The 16,775-nt window shown below is 58.6% G+C and carries 13 protein-coding genes, 3 rRNA genes and 3 pseudogenes (1 of these 19 cut by a window edge); 13 read left to right on the top strand and 6 right to left on the bottom strand.

What is annotated here, in order from left to right:
- From ABVN21_RS22710 to rrf (ABVN21_RS22700), 3 genes are all read left to right on the top strand, one after another.
- A 23S ribosomal RNA gene (locus ABVN21_RS22710) occupies positions 1-1,381 on the top strand (it extends 1,511 nt beyond the left edge of the window).
- Positions 1,382-1,550: 169 nt separating this feature from the next.
- Positions 1,551-1,666, top strand: a 5S ribosomal RNA gene (gene rrf, locus ABVN21_RS22705).
- A gap of 108 nt (positions 1,667-1,774) precedes the next feature.
- A 5S ribosomal RNA gene (gene rrf / locus ABVN21_RS22700) occupies positions 1,775-1,890 on the top strand.
- A gap of 150 nt (positions 1,891-2,040) precedes the next feature.
- Here rrf (ABVN21_RS22700) and ABVN21_RS22695 read toward each other — a convergent pair.
- From ABVN21_RS22695 to ABVN21_RS22675, 5 genes and pseudogenes are all read right to left on the bottom strand, one after another.
- Positions 2,041-2,232 (bottom strand): annotated as a pseudogene (locus ABVN21_RS22695) (SRPBCC family protein); the annotation flags it as partial.
- A gap of 1 nt (position 2,233) precedes the next feature.
- Positions 2,234-2,723, bottom strand: a pseudogene (locus ABVN21_RS22690) (SDR family oxidoreductase); the annotation flags it as partial.
- Positions 2,609-2,908 (bottom strand): hypothetical protein, encoded by a 300-nt coding sequence (locus ABVN21_RS22685; protein WP_339553699.1) that lies wholly within the window; start codon positions 2,906-2,908, stop codon positions 2,609-2,611. The pseudogene ABVN21_RS22690 and the gene ABVN21_RS22685, both read right to left, overlap by 115 nt.
- A gap of 125 nt (positions 2,909-3,033) precedes the next feature.
- Positions 3,034-3,279: pseudogene (locus ABVN21_RS22680) on the bottom strand (DUF3050 domain-containing protein); the annotation flags it as partial.
- A gap of 217 nt (positions 3,280-3,496) precedes the next feature.
- On the bottom strand, positions 3,497-4,207 hold the full coding sequence (locus ABVN21_RS22675) for a GntR family transcriptional regulator (RefSeq protein WP_339553698.1): 711 nt from the start codon (positions 4,205-4,207) through the stop codon (positions 3,497-3,499).
- 199 nt (positions 4,208-4,406) lie between these two features.
- On the opposite strand from ABVN21_RS22675, the gene lapG reads away from it, so the two are divergent.
- Both lapG and lapD read left to right on the top strand, forming a co-directional pair.
- A complete protein-coding gene (lapG, locus tag ABVN21_RS22670) occupies positions 4,407-5,099 on the top strand; it encodes a cysteine protease LapG (RefSeq protein ID WP_339553697.1) in 693 nt (230 codons plus the stop codon).
- 14 nt (positions 5,100-5,113) lie between these two features.
- Positions 5,114-7,060 carry a cyclic di-GMP receptor LapD gene (gene lapD / locus ABVN21_RS22665; protein ID WP_339553696.1) on the top strand — a complete coding sequence of 649 codons (1,947 nt, stop codon included), beginning with the start codon at positions 5,114-5,116 and terminating at the stop codon, positions 7,058-7,060.
- 157 nt (positions 7,061-7,217) lie between these two features.
- On the opposite strand, the gene ABVN21_RS22660 is transcribed toward lapD, so the two are convergent.
- Complete coding sequence (locus ABVN21_RS22660; protein ID WP_339553695.1) at positions 7,218-7,583, bottom strand: tryptophan synthase subunit beta; 366 nt, start codon at positions 7,581-7,583, stop codon at positions 7,218-7,220.
- Positions 7,584-7,808: 225 nt separating this feature from the next.
- On the opposite strand from ABVN21_RS22660, the gene ABVN21_RS22655 reads away from it, so the two are divergent.
- The 8 genes from ABVN21_RS22655 to ABVN21_RS22620 all read left to right on the top strand — a co-directional run bounded on the left by ABVN21_RS22655 (position 7,809) and on the right by ABVN21_RS22620 (position 16,775).
- Positions 7,809-8,696, top strand: coding sequence for a TauD/TfdA family dioxygenase (locus ABVN21_RS22655; RefSeq protein WP_339553694.1), 888 nt, complete (start codon positions 7,809-7,811; stop codon positions 8,694-8,696).
- A gap of 17 nt (positions 8,697-8,713) precedes the next feature.
- Entirely contained in the window at positions 8,714-9,739 is a 1,026-nt protein-coding gene (locus ABVN21_RS22650; protein WP_339553693.1) for an ABC transporter substrate-binding protein, read from the top strand.
- Between the two features lie 5 nt (positions 9,740-9,744).
- The gene (locus ABVN21_RS22645; RefSeq protein WP_339553692.1) at positions 9,745-10,605 is read left to right on the top strand and encodes an ABC transporter ATP-binding protein; all 861 of its coding nucleotides are present in this window, start codon (positions 9,745-9,747) and stop codon (positions 10,603-10,605) included.
- A 22-nt stretch (positions 10,606-10,627) separates the two neighbouring features.
- Complete coding sequence (locus ABVN21_RS22640) at positions 10,628-11,494, top strand: ABC transporter permease (RefSeq protein ID WP_339553691.1); 867 nt, start codon at positions 10,628-10,630, stop codon at positions 11,492-11,494.
- Between the two features lie 58 nt (positions 11,495-11,552).
- Positions 11,553-12,473, top strand: a complete 921-nt coding sequence (locus ABVN21_RS22635) for a LysR family transcriptional regulator (RefSeq protein ID WP_339553690.1) — start codon at positions 11,553-11,555, stop codon at positions 12,471-12,473.
- Between the two features lie 209 nt (positions 12,474-12,682).
- Positions 12,683-14,218 carry an MFS transporter gene (locus tag ABVN21_RS22630; RefSeq protein ID WP_339553689.1) on the top strand — a complete coding sequence of 512 codons (1,536 nt, stop codon included), beginning with the start codon at positions 12,683-12,685 and terminating at the stop codon, positions 14,216-14,218.
- A gap of 26 nt (positions 14,219-14,244) precedes the next feature.
- On the top strand, positions 14,245-15,312 hold the full coding sequence (locus tag ABVN21_RS22625) for an HlyD family secretion protein (protein WP_339553688.1): 1,068 nt from the start codon (positions 14,245-14,247) through the stop codon (positions 15,310-15,312).
- Entirely contained in the window at positions 15,309-16,775 is a 1,467-nt protein-coding gene (locus tag ABVN21_RS22620; protein WP_339553687.1) for an efflux transporter outer membrane subunit, read from the top strand. Before ABVN21_RS22625 ends, ABVN21_RS22620 begins: the two co-directional genes overlap by 4 nt.

The raw sequence follows: 16,775 nt of genomic DNA, 5'->3' as shown, positions 1-16,775 counted from the left end.
GACGAGTTACCCTTTGGGTGACGAAGTGGTTGATGCCATGCTTCCAAGAAAAGCTTCTAAGCTTCAGGTAACCAGGAACCGTACCCCAAACCGACACAGGTGGTTGGGTAGAGAATACCAAGGCGCTTGAGAGAACTCGGGTGAAGGAACTAGGCAAAATGGCACCGTAACTTCGGGAGAAGGTGCGCCGGTGAGGGTGAAGCATTTACTGCGTAAGCCCACGCCGGTCGAAGATACCAGGCCGCTGCGACTGTTTATTAAAAACACAGCACTCTGCAAACACGAAAGTGGACGTATAGGGTGTGACGCCTGCCCGGTGCCGGAAGGTTAATTGATGGGGTTAGCTAACGCGAAGCTCTTGATCGAAGCCCCGGTAAACGGCGGCCGTAACTATAACGGTCCTAAGGTAGCGAAATTCCTTGTCGGGTAAGTTCCGACCTGCACGAATGGCGTAACGATGGCGGCGCTGTCTCCACCCGAGACTCAGTGAAATTGAAATCGCTGTGAAGATGCAGTGTATCCGCGGCTAGACGGAAAGACCCCGTGAACCTTTACTATAGCTTTGCACTGGACTTTGAATTTGCTTGTGTAGGATAGGTGGGAGGCTTTGAAGCGTGGACGCCAGTTCGCGTGGAGCCATCCTTGAAATACCACCCTGGCAACTTTGAGGTTCTAACTCAGGTCCGTTATCCGGATCGAGGACAGTGTATGGTGGGTAGTTTGACTGGGGCGGTCTCCTCCTAAAGAGTAACGGAGGAGTACGAAGGTGCGCTCAGACCGGTCGGAAATCGGTCGTAGAGTATAAAGGCAAAAGCGCGCTTGACTGCGAGACAGACACGTCGAGCAGGTACGAAAGTAGGTCTTAGTGATCCGGTGGTTCTGTATGGAAGGGCCATCGCTCAACGGATAAAAGGTACTCCGGGGATAACAGGCTGATACCGCCCAAGAGTTCATATCGACGGCGGTGTTTGGCACCTCGATGTCGGCTCATCACATCCTGGGGCTGAAGCCGGTCCCAAGGGTATGGCTGTTCGCCATTTAAAGTGGTACGCGAGCTGGGTTTAGAACGTCGTGAGACAGTTCGGTCCCTATCTGCCGTGGACGTTTGAGATTTGAGAGGGGCTGCTCCTAGTACGAGAGGACCGGAGTGGACGAACCTCTGGTGTTCCGGTTGTCACGCCAGTGGCATTGCCGGGTAGCTATGTTCGGAATAGATAACCGCTGAAAGCATCTAAGCGGGAAACTAGCCTCAAGATGAGATCTCACTGGGACCTTGAGTCCCCTGAAGGGCCGTCGAAGACTACGACGTTGATAGGTTGGGTGTGTAAGCGCTGTGAGGCGTTGAGCTAACCAATACTAATTGCCCGTGAGGCTTGACCATATAACACCCAAGCAATTTGATCCTCCTCGTTGAAATGACGAACGAGACCAGATTGCGGTGTGTGAAGACGAAACGAACCGAAAGTTCGACGCTTACAAAATACCGACCGCTGTCACATACCCAATTTGCTGAAGCGAGGCCATTTGGTCACGACTCAGTACCCGAATTTCTTGACGACCATAGAGCATTGGAACCACCTGATCCCATCCCGAACTCAGCAGTGAAACGATGCATCGCCGATGGTAGTGTGGGGTTTCCCCATGTGAGAGTAGGTCATCGTCAAGATTAAATTCCGAAACCCCAATTGCGAAAGCAGTTGGGGTTTTGTCTTTAGAGTAGAAGCATCAAGAATTCGCTGGCACGTCGCTACAGACGGTCCGGCAAACAGAATTTCTTGACGACCATAGAGCATTGGAACCACCTGATCCCATCCCGAACTCAGAAGTGAAACGATGCATCGCCGATGGTAGTGTGGGGTTTCCCCATGTGAGAGTAGGTCATCGTCAAGATTGAATTCCGAAACCCCTGTCTGCGAAAGCTGACAGGGGTTTTGTCGTTCTGCGGATGCCAAATTCCGTACACGTAAAAAGCCAGTCACTGTATTCAGTGACTGGCTTTTTTATGGGCGCGAGTTTACCCGATAGGGGTTAACTCGATGCCTACGCAAACAACTTACGCACATTGCTCATTGCCTCATCGGCGAAGTCCTGAACGAAATCCTTAAACCCCGGTAGCGCTTCGTCATCGCCCCGTGCCGGTTCGGCGATGATGCTCCAAGTGGCAACAGACCTGCCTGAATCAACGTGATGCACTTGCATCGCCGCCCACAGATTCGCCACGCCCAGCGTGTTGCGGGGATTTTTCCGGGTAGCGCGCACCCATCTGTCGAACGTTGGCCAAGGCGTTGGCGTGGCCAATCATCGAGATATCGCCGATGTCCTCTTCGAAGCCGTTGAGGTAGAAACCCAGCACGCCGAACAGCGCGTTGTCGCTGTCGACCCGGCCCAATTGCTGTTGCCAGGCAGCGATGCTGGCCATGGAAAATTCCCGGCGGGTTTCGCGAAAGGACGCGACGTAGGTTTCCCAGGTTGAACACCGCTTGGTCCGGCTGATAACGGCTGGTATGGAAGGCGATAAAACGGGCCAGGAAATCTACCGGCATCAAGTCGAAATTGAGCGCGAGTTCCGGGACCAGGCAGAGCTGGATCGAACCCTTGAGCATCAGCATCAAACGATTTTTGTGCGGCTGGCACACTCCGGTGAAGCTATTGAAACTGATGTTGCCGGGGCGATAGAGATTGACCTGTACACCGCGCTGACGTGCGCGTTCGAGGACTTCGCCATGTCACCGGTGCGGTAAGCGCGCAAGTATTCGCCGTCGGGCATGTTCAAGGTCAAGTAACGTTCAGCGGTTTGCTGTGGATTATTCAGGTAACCCAGGCACACGCCCGGCCCGACGATGTACAACTCACCGACGGTTTGCTCGATCACAGGCTGAAAATCATCATCGAGAATCAGCACCTGCATCGTCGATCAGCAGGTCTGCACTCGCCAATGTCAGCGCTTCGTGCGCGGCCACCCGTGTCAGTGAATGACCGTGTTGTTCAAGTTCCAGCGTCAGATCAGTCAGGGCCTGGCTCCGTCCAACGAGCAGAATGTCGAGACGTCTGCAGGGTATGGCGTACGAACTGCGCCGCTGCCGCGACGACATCCACGCTTCGCAGCGCCACGTCGTAACTAACGCCTTCCTGTTGCAGGCGTTTGGTCAGGGACATGAAATCCCACACCGCAAATACATGGGTTTCCATGAAGCGTTGCAACACCGATATCGAATGTATCTCTGAGAAGAGTGAATGCCTCACTCGAAGCAACTTTCTAGGTGGGATCTTTGAGGTGATTGGAAGGGGTGGAAGTTGGACGGGGTGACGCCGATTCTTCCGTTCCCGTGGCAAGGCTCCTTCCGTAGGTTTCGACCTAAGAGTGAGCGTAATTCAAGGCAGCCGCTATCACCGAGGCGTGGGGACTGGGGAGGATTCAGGGGATGAAAATTTGTAGCGAATTGTTTGCTTTCAAGGGTGCAGCGGGAGAAGCCTCCCTCGCCACAGGCCGATGATTTTACCTGAAGGTTTTTCTGCTCTGGGCTTCAGGGCTCGCGAGGTAGCGCGTAATGACCTCGACCCCGCGATTAAGGTGGTGTTCGAGTAGTTTCACCGAGCCTTCGACGTCCCGTTCCTCGGCAGCCCGTAACAGTGCCCGGTGATCTTCCTGGGACAATTTGCCCAGTCCCATGGCTTCCAGGTTGAAGCGCAGGAAGCGCTCTTCTTCGTTCAAACCGTCTTCTATCAGCTTCAGCAGCCTGTGGTTGCGCGCCTTGTTGTAGAGCGACATATGGAAGAGGCGATTAAGCCGGCCAATCTGGGTGTAGTCTTGCTCCGTTTCCAGTTCGTCGATGTAGCGGGCCGCCCGATCGATATCCGACTGCTCAAGCAAAGGGACAGACAGCCGCAGCGCTTCGGATTCAAGCAGGATCCGCAAGGCGTAGGTTTCCACGGCATCGCCCTGCACCAGTGGCGCGACCACCGCGCCTTTATGGGCAACCACGTTGAGCAATGCCTGGGCTTCGAGCTGGCGCAAGGCCTCGCGCACGGGCATGCGGCTGACGCCGAACAAGTCAGCCAGGTCTTGCTGGCGCACGGCAGTACCGCAGGGAATGCGTCCGTCGAGAATGGCTGAGCGCAAGGTTTCCTCGATCACCGAGCGTGCCAAATGAGCGGGAATCGGCCCGTTGACCTTGATACTGCTGAGGGGACTGGGCTTTTGTGGCACTACTACGCACCCTGATAGGCTGAATTATTTTTTGGATCCAACAGACCCTAGTGACTGACTGCGGGGTTGTCAAACACCCAGCGGAAAGCCTTTCTCTCAGTTTAGCGCGTCATCAATGATCGCACCGTGCCATTGTTTTTTACTGAGCTAACCTACACCATCAACCGACTTTCACCTTACCTACCTTGGATGCCTCGCATTGGCGGTACGTTTCCTGATCCCCCGGATTTCGCGCTGGCTGTGTGGCGCATTGCTGTTGGCCAGCGTGATGCTGGGCGGCTTGCATGCTGATTGGGATTTTTCCCTGATCAGCCGCAGGGCGCAGGCATTGTACGGGCCTTTGGGCGAAGGGCAGCAGCGTATTGATGATTGGCAACGCTTGTTGTCGACCCAGAAGCAGATCGGCGAGCTGGAGCAGCTCAACGTGGTCAATCGGTTCTTCAACAGTCAGGTGCGTTATGTCGAAGACCAGGATCTCTGGCGCCAGGTCGATTATTGGGAAACCCCTATCGAAGCCCTGTGGAAAGGTGCCGGCGACTGTGAAGATTACGCGATCGCCAAGTATTTCAGCCTGCGGCATCTCGGCGTTTCCAGCGACAAGTTGCGGATTACGTACGTCAAGGCCTTGCGCCAGAATCGCGCGCACATGGTGTTGACCTACTACTCGACCCCGGACGCCATACCGTTGGTGCTCGATAGCCTGGTCGACACCATCAAACCGGCTAACCAACGAACGGATCTGCTACCGGTCTACTCTTTCAATGCCGAAGGGATGTGGTTACCGGGTGCCAAGGGCAATCAGAAAGTCGGTGACACCAAGCGTTTGTCCCGTTGGCAGGATGTGCTGAAGAAAATGCAGGCCGAAGGTTTCCCGGTCGAGTCGATTAATTAGGAGCGCGCCCTTAGATGTCTTTGTTCAAACAACTGTTGATCGCTATCTGTCTGTTTCTGATCATCGCCTTCACCGGCAGCTTCATGGTCAGCCTGGAGAGTTCGCGCACCCAGTACGTCAACCAGTTGCGCTCTCACGCCCAGGACGCGGCGACGGCGTTGGCGCTGTCCTTGACACCGAACATCGACGACCCGGCGATGACCGAACTGCTGGTCAGTTCGATTTTCGACAGCGGCTATTACGCGAAAATTCGGGTGGTGGACCTGTCCAACGACAAGACACTGGTCGAACGCAGCGGCATCCCCGCCGATACCAACGTGCCTGAGTGGTTCGTCAAGTTGATCGGCCTGGAGCCGGCCGGTGGCGATGCAATTGTCAGCCGTGGCTGGGAGCAGGCCGCGCGGGTTGAAGTGGTGAGTCACCCGATGTTCGCGTTGGCCAAGTTGTGGCAGAGCGCCTTGGGTAGCCTGGCGTGGTTGCTGATCTGCGGCGTGGTCAGCGCGATCTTGGGCGCACTGTTGCTGCGCCGGCAATTGAAGCCGCTGGATTACATGGTCCAGCAGTCCCATGCCATTGCCCGCCGTGAGTTTCTCAGCCTGCCTGAGCTGCCGCGCACGCCTGAATTGCGTCGTGTGGTGCAGGCCATGAACCAGATGGTCGAAAAGCTCAAGGCGCTGTTTCAGGAGCAGGCCGAACGCAGTGAAAAGCTGCGGGTCGAGTCCTATCAGGACAACCTGACCGGGCTGGCCAACCGACGTTATTTCGAAATGCAATTGAACACACGGGTGAGCAACCCCGAACAGGCCAGTTCAGGTTATTTGCTGTTGTTGCGGGTCAAGGATCTGGCCGGTCTCAATCAGCGTCTGGGCGGACAGCGCACTGATGCGTTGCTTCGTGCGGTCGGCGAGCAGTTGTCCCGCGAGTGCGCCAAATTCCCGGAAACCCTGAACCTGGTCACACGCATTCGTGGCGGTGAATTCGCCGTGCTGGCGCCAGGGTTGGTGCGCGAGGAAGCGTTGCAACTGGCGCAGCAACTCGACAACCGCCTGGCCAGCCTGCACGCGACCGGTGCCACCGACGTTCCCTCGGTAGCAGCCATCGGGCTGGCGCCCTATGTTCATGGTGACGCGCCACAAGCGGTGCTCGGGCTGGCGGATCAGGCCTTGGCGCAGGCTGAAGGCCAGGTGGATTCGAACTGGGTTTGCCTCGATCAAAGCGCCCTGGACCGTGTCGGCGACGATCATCATGCCTGGCACAATCTGCTCGATCAGGCGCTGAATCAACGGCGCTTCCATTTGTTTTTCCAACCGGTCGTGGCGAGTCAGGACACGCAACTGGTGCTGCACTACAAAGTGCTTTCACGCCTGATCGACGATCAGGGCCAAAGCATTCCAGCCGGACACTTCCTGCCGTGGCTGGAGCGGTTCGGCTGGGCGGCGCGCCTGGATCGGCTGATGCTGGAGCTGGTGTTGGAGCAGATGGAAGGCCACGAGGAATCGCTGGCGCTGAACCTGTCGTCGGCAACCCTGGGCGATCCGCTGGCGTTGAATGCGGTTTTCGACACGCTGCGTGCGCATTCCAATCTTGGGCCGCGTCTGACCCTGGAAATCGGCGAAGAACAATTGCCCGAGCAAGCGCAACTCGAACAGCTGACTCGACGTTTGCGTGAGCTCGGGTTCTCGCTGAGCCTGCAACGCTTTGGCGGACGCTTCAGCATGATCGGCAACCTGTCGCGGCTCGGGTTGGCGTACCTGAAAATCGATGGCAGTTACATCCGTGCGATCGATCAGGAAGGGGACAAACGCTTGTTCATCGAAGCCATTCAGCGAGCGGCCCACAGCATCGATTTGCCGCTGATTGCCGAGCGGGTCGAGACGGAAGGCGAGTTGGCGGTGATTCGCGAGATGGGTGTGTACGGGGTTCAGGGGCGGTTGGTGGGTGAGCCGAAGCCTTGGGCGTAGGCGACTGGATTTGAGTCATTTGTGATGGCGCCATCGCAAGCGGGCTCGCTCCCTCAGTTTGATCGGTGGGGCCCACAGGATTTGTGCGCAACACAAAACCCTGTGGGAGCGAGCCTGCTCGCGATAGCGTCAGTGCAGGCGCTGACGAGCCGTAGACTCAGATAAACCCTTCCTCATCATCATCAACCAAATGACTCAACCCGCCCAACGCTTCCCGGGCCTGGCTGCGGTCCATGAGTTTGGCCTGCGCGGGCGCTGGCAAGTCGGTGACGCGAATCACGCCTTTGCTGATCAGCACTTCGATCAAGTCGTCGAGTACCCGGATCATCTCCAGGTCGCTCTGGCGCAGTTGCTTGAGCTGTTTGATTTGCTGCAGTTGCTTGTGGCTCGTGGACATGACTTCGCTGGCAAACCATTCCTGAAGGTCAGGGTGGTCGGCCGGCAGCGTTTCCGTGGATTCGGCGTAGGCTTCGGCTTCCACGCGCATCAGTTGGCCGTCTGTGTTGCGTTGCACGTAGAACATAAACATCCCTCAAAAGTGGACAGCGTCATGCTGTCAGCAGCATAGGTGAAATAAGCCATATGGTTATTCGCTAACGGTATTTAAATTCGCGTTCTTATACCTATAAAGTTAATCCCTGCGTACCTGCCGACCAATCGGCGCGCCGCACGACACGAACCAACACGACATCCGTGAGTTTCTGATCGACGCGCGCGCCTTTGAGCGTGCCGTGCGTGGGAGTGATTTATGTCCGCAGCTTCAACATCGCCAAGCATCGCACCACAATTTTTTGAAATCCGCCCGTTCAGCGGCGCGGTGGGTGCCGAAATCGTCGGCCTCGATTTGTCCCGCCCGATCAATGATCAGGATTTTGCGCGCATTCATCGTGCGCACCTGGATTATCACGTGGTGGTATTCCGCGACCAACGCATTACCCCCGAACAGCAGATCGATTTCAGCCGCCGTTTTGGCGTGCTGCAGATCCATGTGCTCAAGCAGTTCCTGCTGACCGGGCATCCGGAAATTCTCATTGTTTCCAACATCATTGAAAACGGCCAATCCATCGGCCTCGGCGACGCCGGCAAATTCTGGCATTCCGATCTTTCCTACAAAGAACTGCCAAGCCTGGGCTCGATGCTGCACGCCCAGGAACTGCCATCCGAAGGCGGCGACACCCTGTTCGCCGACATGCACAAAGCCTGGGACAACTTGCCCGAGGCATTGCGTAAAGCCGTCGAAGGTCGCTCGGCGGCGCATTCCTACACGGCGCGCTACAGCGAGACCAAATTCGAAGGCAACTGGCGCCCGACCCTGACGCCGGAACAACTGGCGCAAGTCGCCGAAGTCATTCACCCCGTTGTGCGAACCCACCCGGAAAACGGCCGCAAGGCATTGTTCGTCAGCGAGGGCTTTACCACTCGCATCGTCGGATTGCCGGAAGACGAGAGCAAGCAACTGCTCGACGAACTCTACGCCCATAGCGTGTTGCCGCAAAACATCTACCGCCATCAGTGGCAGCCCCATGACCTGGTGTTCTGGGACAACCGTTCGCTGATCCACCTCGCCGCCGGATGCCCAAGCCATCTGCGCCGCAAGTTGTATCGCACCACCATCCAGGGCGACGCGCCATTCTGATTTGTCGGAGATTGATCATGTCCAAACGTCTTCCCTTTGCACCGCTGGCCGCGGCCATCGGCCTGGTTTTCAGCCTGATTGCCGGCAGCCTCGTAGCGCCGACTGTGGCACACGCCGAAGGTGAAATCCGCATCGCCGAACAGTTCGGCATTGTTTACTTGTTGCTCAACGTGGTGCGCGATCAGAACCTGATCGAGAAGTACGGCAAGCAGGAAGGCATCGACATCAAAGTCGACTGGACCCAGCTATCTGGCGGCGCGGCGGTCAACGATGCGTTGCTCTCCGGGTCTATCGACATCGCCGGGGCCGGCGTCGGCCCGCTGCTGACCATCTGGGATCGCACCCACGGCAAGCAGAACGTCAAGGCCGTCGCTTCCCTGGGTAACTTCCCGTACTACCTGGTGAGCAACAATCCGAAGGTCAAAACCATCGCCGACTTCACCGAGAAGGACCGCATCGCGGTGCCGGCGGTGGGTGTGTCGGTGCAGTCGCGCTTCCTTCAATACGCCGCCGCCAAGCAGTGGGGCGACAAGGAATTCAATCGCCTCGACAAGTACACCATTGCCGTTCCGCATCCCGATGCCACGGCGGCGCTGATCGCTGGCGGTACCGAACTGACCGGGCACTTCTCCAACCCGCCGTTCCAGGATCAGGCGCTGGAAAACCCCAACGTTCACGTCGTGCTCAATTCCTATGACGTGCTCGGCCCGAACTCGCCGACGGTGCTGTTTGCCACCGAGAAATTCCGCGATGAAAATCCGAAAACCTACAAAGCCTTCATCGATGCGTTGACCGAAGCCGCGCAGTTTGCGCAGAACGATAAAGGCGCGGCGGCGGACACTTACATCCGCGTCACCAAGGCCAAAATCGACCGCGCGGCGTTGCTGAAAATCATCGACAACCCGCAGTTCGAATTTAGCGTGACACCAAAAAATACCTATCCGCTGGCCGAGTTCCTCTACCGCGTGGGCGCGATCAAAAACAAACCGGATTCGTGGAAGGATTATTTCTTCCAGGACGCCAAGCCGCTGCAAGGGAGCTGATTGAAATGAACGCTCCTTTGCAAGGCCACACGGTCAGCAAACCGGCCACGGCAACCCAAGCGCTGCTGTCGGTCGACAATGTCAGTCTCGAATACCGCACACCGCAGCGTGTGGTGCGAGCCACCCACCAAGTCAGCTTTGAAATCGATCCGGCGGACCGCTTCGTCCTGCTCGGCCCGTCCGGTTGCGGCAAGTCGACCTTGCTCAAGGCTGCCGCCGGATTCATCCAGCCCGTCGAAGGCGAGATCCGCCTGCAAGGTCAGCGCGTCGATGCGCCGGGGCCGGACCGGATTGTGGTGTTCCAGGAGTTCGATCAACTGCCGCCGTGGAAAACCGTCAAACAGAACGTGATGTTTCCACTGCTGGCGTCGAAAACCCTCAAGCGCAAAGAGGCGGAAGAGCGAGCGCTGCAATACCTGGAAAAGGTAGGCCTGGCGGCGTTTGCCGATGCTTATCCGCATACGCTGTCGGGCGGCATGAAAGCGCGTGTTGCGATCGCTCGAGCGCTGGCGATGCAGCCGAAAATCCTGCTCATGGACGAGCCCTTCGCCGCTCTCGACGCACTGACCCGTCGCAAGATGCAGGAAGAACTGCTGCTGCTCTGGGAAGAGGTGCGCTTCACGTTGTTGTTCGTCACCCACTCCATTGAAGAAGCGCTGGTGGTCGGCAATCGGATCCTGTTGCTGTCGCCGCATCCCGGGCGGGTACGGGCGGAAGTCCACAGCCACCAATACGACTTGCACAGCCTCGGTGGCGTAGCGTTCCAGGAATCGGCGCGGCGTATCCATCGGTTGTTGTTTGATGAAGGCCAGTCGCCGGAAACTGAGCGCGAGCTGGATTTCGCCGATATCCGCATCGCTTATTGAGCCAGTTTGAGAGGAGGGCCCGATGAGCCATTTATCATCCCCGCGTGAAGAATTCGAAACCGTTTTGCAACCGCTGACCAGCGTGCCGCTGGAACGCGAACTGCCGCTGGGGCAGCGCCTGTGGCAACAGGGCTGGATTCGTAAAAGCCTGATCCTGATATTGCTCGCGGTACTGTGGGAAGCCGCTTCGCGCTATACAAACAACGACCTTCTGCTGCCGAGTTTCATGCAAACCGCACATGCGTTGTATGACGGCCTGCTCAGCGGCGAGTTGTTGGGCAAGGTGTGGATTTCCCTGGTGGTGCTGATCAAGGGTTACCTGATCGGCATCGTCCTGGCGTTTGCCCTGACCACGTTGGCGGTGTCGACGCAGTTCGGTCGAGATCTGCTGAGCACGCTGACCTCAATGTTCAACCCGCTGCCGGCGATTGCGCTGTTGCCGCTGGCGCTGCTGTGGTTTGGGCTGAGGCAGAACAGTTTGATTTTCGTGCTGGTGCATTCGGTGCTTTGGGCTTTGGCGTTGAACACCTACGCCGGGTTTCTCGGCGTTTCGGAAACCTTGCGCATGGCCGGGCGAAACTATGGCCTCAAGGGTATGCGCTTCGTGCTGTTCATCCTGATTCCGGCGGCGCTGCCGTCGATTCTTGCCGGTCTGAAAATCGGCTGGGCGTTTGCCTGGCGCACGCTGATCGCCGCTGAATTAGTGTTTGGTGCGACCAGCGGCAAAGGTGGCCTGGGTTGGTACATCTTCCAGAATCGCAATGAGCTGTACACCGACAAGGTGTTTGCCGGGTTGGCGGTGGTGATTCTGATCGGGTTGCTGGTGGAGAACCTGGTATTTGATTCATTGGAGCGGGTGACGGTGAAGCGGTGGGGCATGCAACGCTGATCTTTTGATCTGCTAGCATTGCGTCTGAATCAATCCTGATCAGACACGAGTGCTCGCCATGCAACTGCCGGACATGAACCTCTTGGTCGCCCTCGACGCGTTGCTTGATGAGGGCAGTGTGGTGGGGGCGGCGCGGCGGATGAACCTCAGCCCGGCGGCGATGAGCCGGACGCTGACGCGCATTCGCGAGGCCATTGGCGATCCGATTTTGGTGCGTGCCGGCCGAGGGTTGGTGCCCACACCCAAGGCGCTGGAGCTGCGCGAGCAGGTGCGGGAAGTGGTGGAGCAAGCCGCGCAATTGTTTCACTCGGCCCGGGTCGTGGACCTGAGCTGTTTGCGCCGGCGTTTCAGCATTCGCGCCAATGATTTCTTCGTCGGCATCTACGGTGGCAAGCTCTTCGACACCATGGAACGTCAGGCCCCGCATTGTGAATTGCGCTTCGTGCCCGAAGGCGATGGCGATGACGAAGCCTTGCGCGAGGGCCGCATCGATCTGAGCGTCAGCAACAATCGACCGCTGATGCCGGAAGTAAAGGTGCAGAACCTGTTTTCCACCCAGTTTGTCGGACTGGTGCGCGAAGACCATCCGTTGCTCGATGAAGAAATAACCGCCGAGCGTTTTGCCGGGTTTTCCCATATCAGCATGTCCCGTCGCGGCATCGCCCGCGGGCCGATCGATACGGCGCTTAACGCGCTTGGACTGGAACGGCGGGTAGCGGTGATTGCACCGAGTTTCCACGCCGCCATGTTTGCCTTGCCCGATTCCGACCTGATCCTCCCGGTGCCCAAGGAAACGCTATTGAGTGTGCGTCGCCTGGGTTTGAAGTTGCGCTCGTTCACCCTGCCGATCCCGTTGCCGACGATTATGCTGACTCAGGCCTGGCATCCTCGATTCGATAACGATCCTGCCCATCGCTGGCTGCGCGAAACGCTGAAAACCTGCTGTGACGAGACGTGGCTGGCAGCTCAGCCGGTATGAAGATCAAAAAATCGCAGCCTCCGTAGGAGCCGGCTTGCCGGCGATGGCGTTCGGTCTGTTGCATTGAGTCGCCTGCAATCGCTGGCAAGCCCGCTCCTACAAAATCGATTGCTGCACCAGGCGCACTTATAACCTGCTGATAAGTAAATTTTCGTCAGGCCTCGCGCTCAATAGAATGCTTCGGTCTTCAAATCCCGGAGCTTGCAGCAATGACTTCCCTCACGGTCACGGCCCCTGTCGCTGCGGCCAGTCCGGCGGCCGCGGCGCCACCGGTCTTCGGCCCGCGGATCATCATCGGCCTGGTGGGCGTGTTGCTGGCGGTGCTGGTGTCGGGCCTGAACGAAATGGTGACCAAAGTCGCCCTGGCCGATATCCGGGGTGCGTTGGCTATCGGCTATGACGAAGGCACCTGGCTGGTCGCCAGTTACACCGCAACCTCGGTGGCCGCCATGGCTTTCGCGCCGTGGTGCTCGGTGACGTTTTCGCTACGGCGTTTCACTCTCTGCGCCATCAGCGCGTTCACGCTGCTGGGCGTGCTGTGCCCGCTGGCCCCGAACTATGAAAGCCTGTTGGTCCTGCGCACCTTGCAAGGGCTCGCCGGCGGCGCACTGCCGCCGATGCTGATGACCGTCGCCCTGCGTTTTTTGCCGGCCAACGTGAAACTCTATGGGCTGGCCGGCTATACCCTGACCGCTACTTTCGGCCCAGGGCTGGGTACGCCGCTGGCCGGATTGTGGACCGAATATGTCGGCTGGCAGTGGACCTTCTGGCAAGTCGTCGCGCCGTGCCTGATCGCCATGGTCGCCGTGGCTTACGGTATCCCGCAGGACCCGTTGCGTCTGGAGCGTTTCAAGCAGTTCAACTGGCGCGGTTTGCTGTTGGGATTTCCAGCGATCTGCATGCTGGTGATCGGCATTCTGCAGGGCAATCGGCTGGACTGGTTCGAGTCGAACCTGATTTGCGCCTTGCTGGTGGTCGGATCGTTGTTGCTGGTGCTGTTCCTGATCAACGAGTGGTCGCAACCGATTCCGTTTTTCAAGATGCAGATGCTCGGCATTCGCAACCTGTCTTTCGCATTGCTGACCCTGGCCGGGGTGCTGTCGGTGTTGCTGGCGGTGATCATTATTCCGTCCAGTTACCTGGCGCAGGTCCAGGGCTATCGCCCGGTGCAGACCGCGCCACTCACTCTGCTGGCGGCGCTGCCGCAACTGATCGCGCTGCCATTGGTGGCGGCACTGTGCAACTTGCGCTGGGTCGATTGTCGCTGGGTGTTGGGGATCGGCCTGAGCCTGTTGGTGATGTCCTGCCTCGGTGGTTCGCAGCTGACGTCGGCGTGGATTCGCGATGATTTCTACGTTCTGCAAATGCTGCAAATCTTCGGTCAACCGATGGCGGTGCTGCCGCTGTTGATGCTGTCCACCGGCAGCATCCAGCCAATGGATGGGCCGTTCGCGTCGTCGTGGTTCAACACCGTGAAAGGCTTGGCCTCGGTGATCGCCACGGGCGTGCTGGAAACACTGACCACCACGCGGTTGCACTTTCACTCGACGATGTTGGTGGATCGCCTCGGTAACTCACCTTTGGCCGATTCCGACAGCGCAGGTCTCGCTCACCGCTTGCATGAACAGGCGGTGGTGCTGACCGCGTCGGATCTCTATCTGAGCATGGCTGGCGTCGCCGTGGCGATGATCCTGCTGATCTTCTGGATGCCGACGCGGATCTATCCGCCGCGCGCACCGACTTGAATGCTCCACTGAAACTGAAGGTTTTTATGACGACTCAAGCAAAGCAAAAAGTGGCCGTGGGCGTCGCCGTCGTGATCGCGGTGGGCGTGTTTATTTATCTGCTGGGGCCCGGCCTGTTCGGTCAGCGCACGCAACAGAACACCAATGACGCCTATGTCTCGGCGGACTACACGCTGGTGGTGCCGCGCGTTGCCGGGTTCATCAAGGAAGTGCTGGTTGAAGACAACCAGCAGGTCAAGGCCGGACAGTTGCTGGCGCTGATCGACGATCGCGATTTGCGCGCCGCCGCCGAAGCGGCTTCCGCCGAAACGCTGGTGGCCCAGGCGCAATTGCAAAACGCTCGGGCGACCCTTGAACGGCAGGCTTCGGTGATTGCTCAGGCGCAGGCAAGCGTGGTGTCGGCCAAGGCTGAAATGGCCTTCGCCGAACATGAACTAAATCGCTACAACCACTTGGCCGGCGTCGGCGCCGGTACCGTGCAGAACGCTCAGCAGGCGCGCACGCGCATCGACCAGGCCAGTGCGCGATTGGCCAACGTCACCGCGGTGCTGGCGGCGGAGCGCAAGCAGGTGGACATTCTCACGGCCCAGCGTGACGGTGCCGAAGGTGGCCTCAAACGGGCGCAGGCGAAGCTGGAAATCGCCAGTTACGAGCTGTCCTACACACGGATCGTCGCGCCGCAGGACGGCATGGTTGGCGAGCGCGCGGTACGGGTCGGGGCTTACGTCACGCCGGGCAGTAAATTGCTCGCCGTGGTGCCGCTGGCGCAGGCTTATGTCGTGGCCAATTTCCAGGAAACCCAATTGACGAATGTGCATCCGGGGCAGGACGTGACGGTGCGCGTCGACACCTTTGATGGTGCCGAGCTGAACGGGCGGGTTGAGAGCATTGCACCGGCCACAGGCGTGACCTTTGCTTCCGTCAAACCGGATAACGCGACGGGCAACTTCACCAAGGTGGTGCAGCGGATTCCGGTGAAGATTGTGCTGGAACCGGGCCAGCCGTTGGCTGCGCGGTTGCGGGTGGGCATGTCGGTGGAGGCGAGGATTGATACCGCAAGCGCCGGAACCGAACATGAGGTTGCGCAACGATGAGTTTTCCCGCAAAAAAAACCTCCCTGTGGCCAGCAATGGTCATGTTGAGTTTGGTTGCATTGAGCGCTTGCACCGTTGGCCCGGACTTTCACAAACCTGAAGCACAACAAGTCGCCGAGTGGTCGAAACCGTCCAAGGCTGCGACCAGTCAAGCCAGCACTGAAGCGATGAGCGAGCGCTGGTGGGAGGTTTTCAACGACCCGAAACTCTCGGCCCTGACCCAGCGCGCCCTGACCGACAACCTCGACCTGAAACTCGCCAGTAGCCGCTTGCAGCAAAGCCGAGCGGTGCGCCAGGTGATCACCGCCGATCGCTATCCGACCACCGCCGCCACGGGCGGTTACGCCCGTAAACGCAACAGCGGCGATGGCTTGATGGACCCGTCGGGAAATAATGGCAACTCCGCGTTCAACCTTTGGGATGCTGGCTTTTCCGCGTCCTGGGAGCTGGATTTCTGGGGCCGCGTGCGACGCGAAACCGAAGCGGCTGACGCGACTCTGGAAGTCGCTGAAAACGACCGTCGCGGCGTGCTGTTGTCGGTGCTCGCTGAAACCGCCCAAGACTATATTCAGCTTCGCGGTGTACAAAACACCCGCGCCGTCACCGAGCAGAACCTCGACGTCGCCCGCCACAGCCTGAAATTGTCGCAGTTGCGCCTGGCAGACGGTGTCGCTACCGATCTGGATGTCGCCGAAGCCGCCGCGCAAGTCGCGGCCATCGAATCGCGCCTGCCAGCGCTGGAGCAGCGCCAGGCTCAACTGATCAACGCTTTGAGCCTGTTGATGGGGGAACCGCCCCATGCGCTGGCGGCGGAGTTATCCACCGATGCACCAGTGCCGCAAACTCCGCGTCAGGTCGCCATCGGTTTGCCGTCTCAACTGGCTGAGCGCCGCCCGGACATCCGCGAGGCCGAAGCACGCCTGCATGCGGCGACCGCGAGTATTGGTGTGGCCAAGGGTGATTTCTATCCACGGATTACCCTGTCGGGCAATATCGGTTCGCAAGCCATGCAACTGAGCGATTTCGGTTCGTGGGGCTCGCGCGCGTTCGGTATCGGCCCACAATTCAGCCTGCCATTGTTCGATGGCGGCCGTTTGCGCGGCGTGCTGAATTTGCGCGAAGCCCAGCAACAGGAAGCAGCCATCGCCTATCAGCGAATCGTGCTGGGCGCCTGGCATGAAATCGACGATCAACTGAGCGCCTACAACGCCAGCCAACTACGCCGCGACAGCCTCGCCGAAGCCGTGCGGCAGAACCAGATCGCCTTGCAAACCGCGCAACAGCAATACGTTGAGGGCGTGGTGGATTTCGTCAACGTGCTCACCGTGCAAGGCGCGCTGCTGGCGACTCAGGAGCAATGGGTCGAAAGTTCGACTGGAGTGTCTTTGGCGATGGTCGGGTTGTACAAGGCACTCGGCGGCGGATGGGAGTCGGTGTATCCGTTGGCGGCGCAAACGGAGTAA

Source organism: Pseudomonas sp. MYb327, assembly GCF_040438925.1.
Lineage (GTDB): Bacteria > Pseudomonadota > Gammaproteobacteria > Pseudomonadales > Pseudomonadaceae > Aquipseudomonas.
This window is presented reverse-complemented; position numbering and strand designations above follow the sequence as displayed.

What these genes read in the sequence shown, in the direction of transcription:
- ABVN21_RS22620 (WP_339553687.1), top strand. Translation starts at nt 15,309, where the DNA reads ATGAGTTTTCCCGCAAAAAAAACCTCCCTGTGGCCAGCAATGGTCATG.
- ABVN21_RS22635 (WP_339553690.1), top strand. Translation starts at nt 11,553, where the DNA reads ATGCAACTGCCGGACATGAACCTCTTGGTCGCCCTCGACGCGTTGCTT.
- ABVN21_RS22655 (WP_339553694.1), top strand. Translation starts at nt 7,809, where the DNA reads ATGTCCGCAGCTTCAACATCGCCAAGCATCGCACCACAATTTTTTGAA.
- ABVN21_RS22650 (WP_339553693.1), top strand. Translation starts at nt 8,714, where the DNA reads ATGTCCAAACGTCTTCCCTTTGCACCGCTGGCCGCGGCCATCGGCCTG.
- lapD (WP_339553696.1), top strand. Translation starts at nt 5,114, where the DNA reads ATGTCTTTGTTCAAACAACTGTTGATCGCTATCTGTCTGTTTCTGATC.
- ABVN21_RS22640 (WP_339553691.1), top strand. Translation starts at nt 10,628, where the DNA reads ATGAGCCATTTATCATCCCCGCGTGAAGAATTCGAAACCGTTTTGCAA.
- ABVN21_RS22630 (WP_339553689.1), top strand. Translation starts at nt 12,683, where the DNA reads ATGACTTCCCTCACGGTCACGGCCCCTGTCGCTGCGGCCAGTCCGGCG.
- ABVN21_RS22645 (WP_339553692.1), top strand. Translation starts at nt 9,745, where the DNA reads ATGAACGCTCCTTTGCAAGGCCACACGGTCAGCAAACCGGCCACGGCA.
- ABVN21_RS22660 (WP_339553695.1), bottom strand. Translation starts at nt 7,583, where the DNA reads ATGTTCTACGTGCAACGCAACACAGACGGCCAACTGATGCGCGTGGAA.
- ABVN21_RS22625 (WP_339553688.1), top strand. Translation starts at nt 14,245, where the DNA reads ATGACGACTCAAGCAAAGCAAAAAGTGGCCGTGGGCGTCGCCGTCGTG.
- ABVN21_RS22685 (WP_339553699.1), bottom strand. Translation starts at nt 2,908, where the DNA reads ATGCAGGTGCTGATTCTCGATGATGATTTTCAGCCTGTGATCGAGCAA.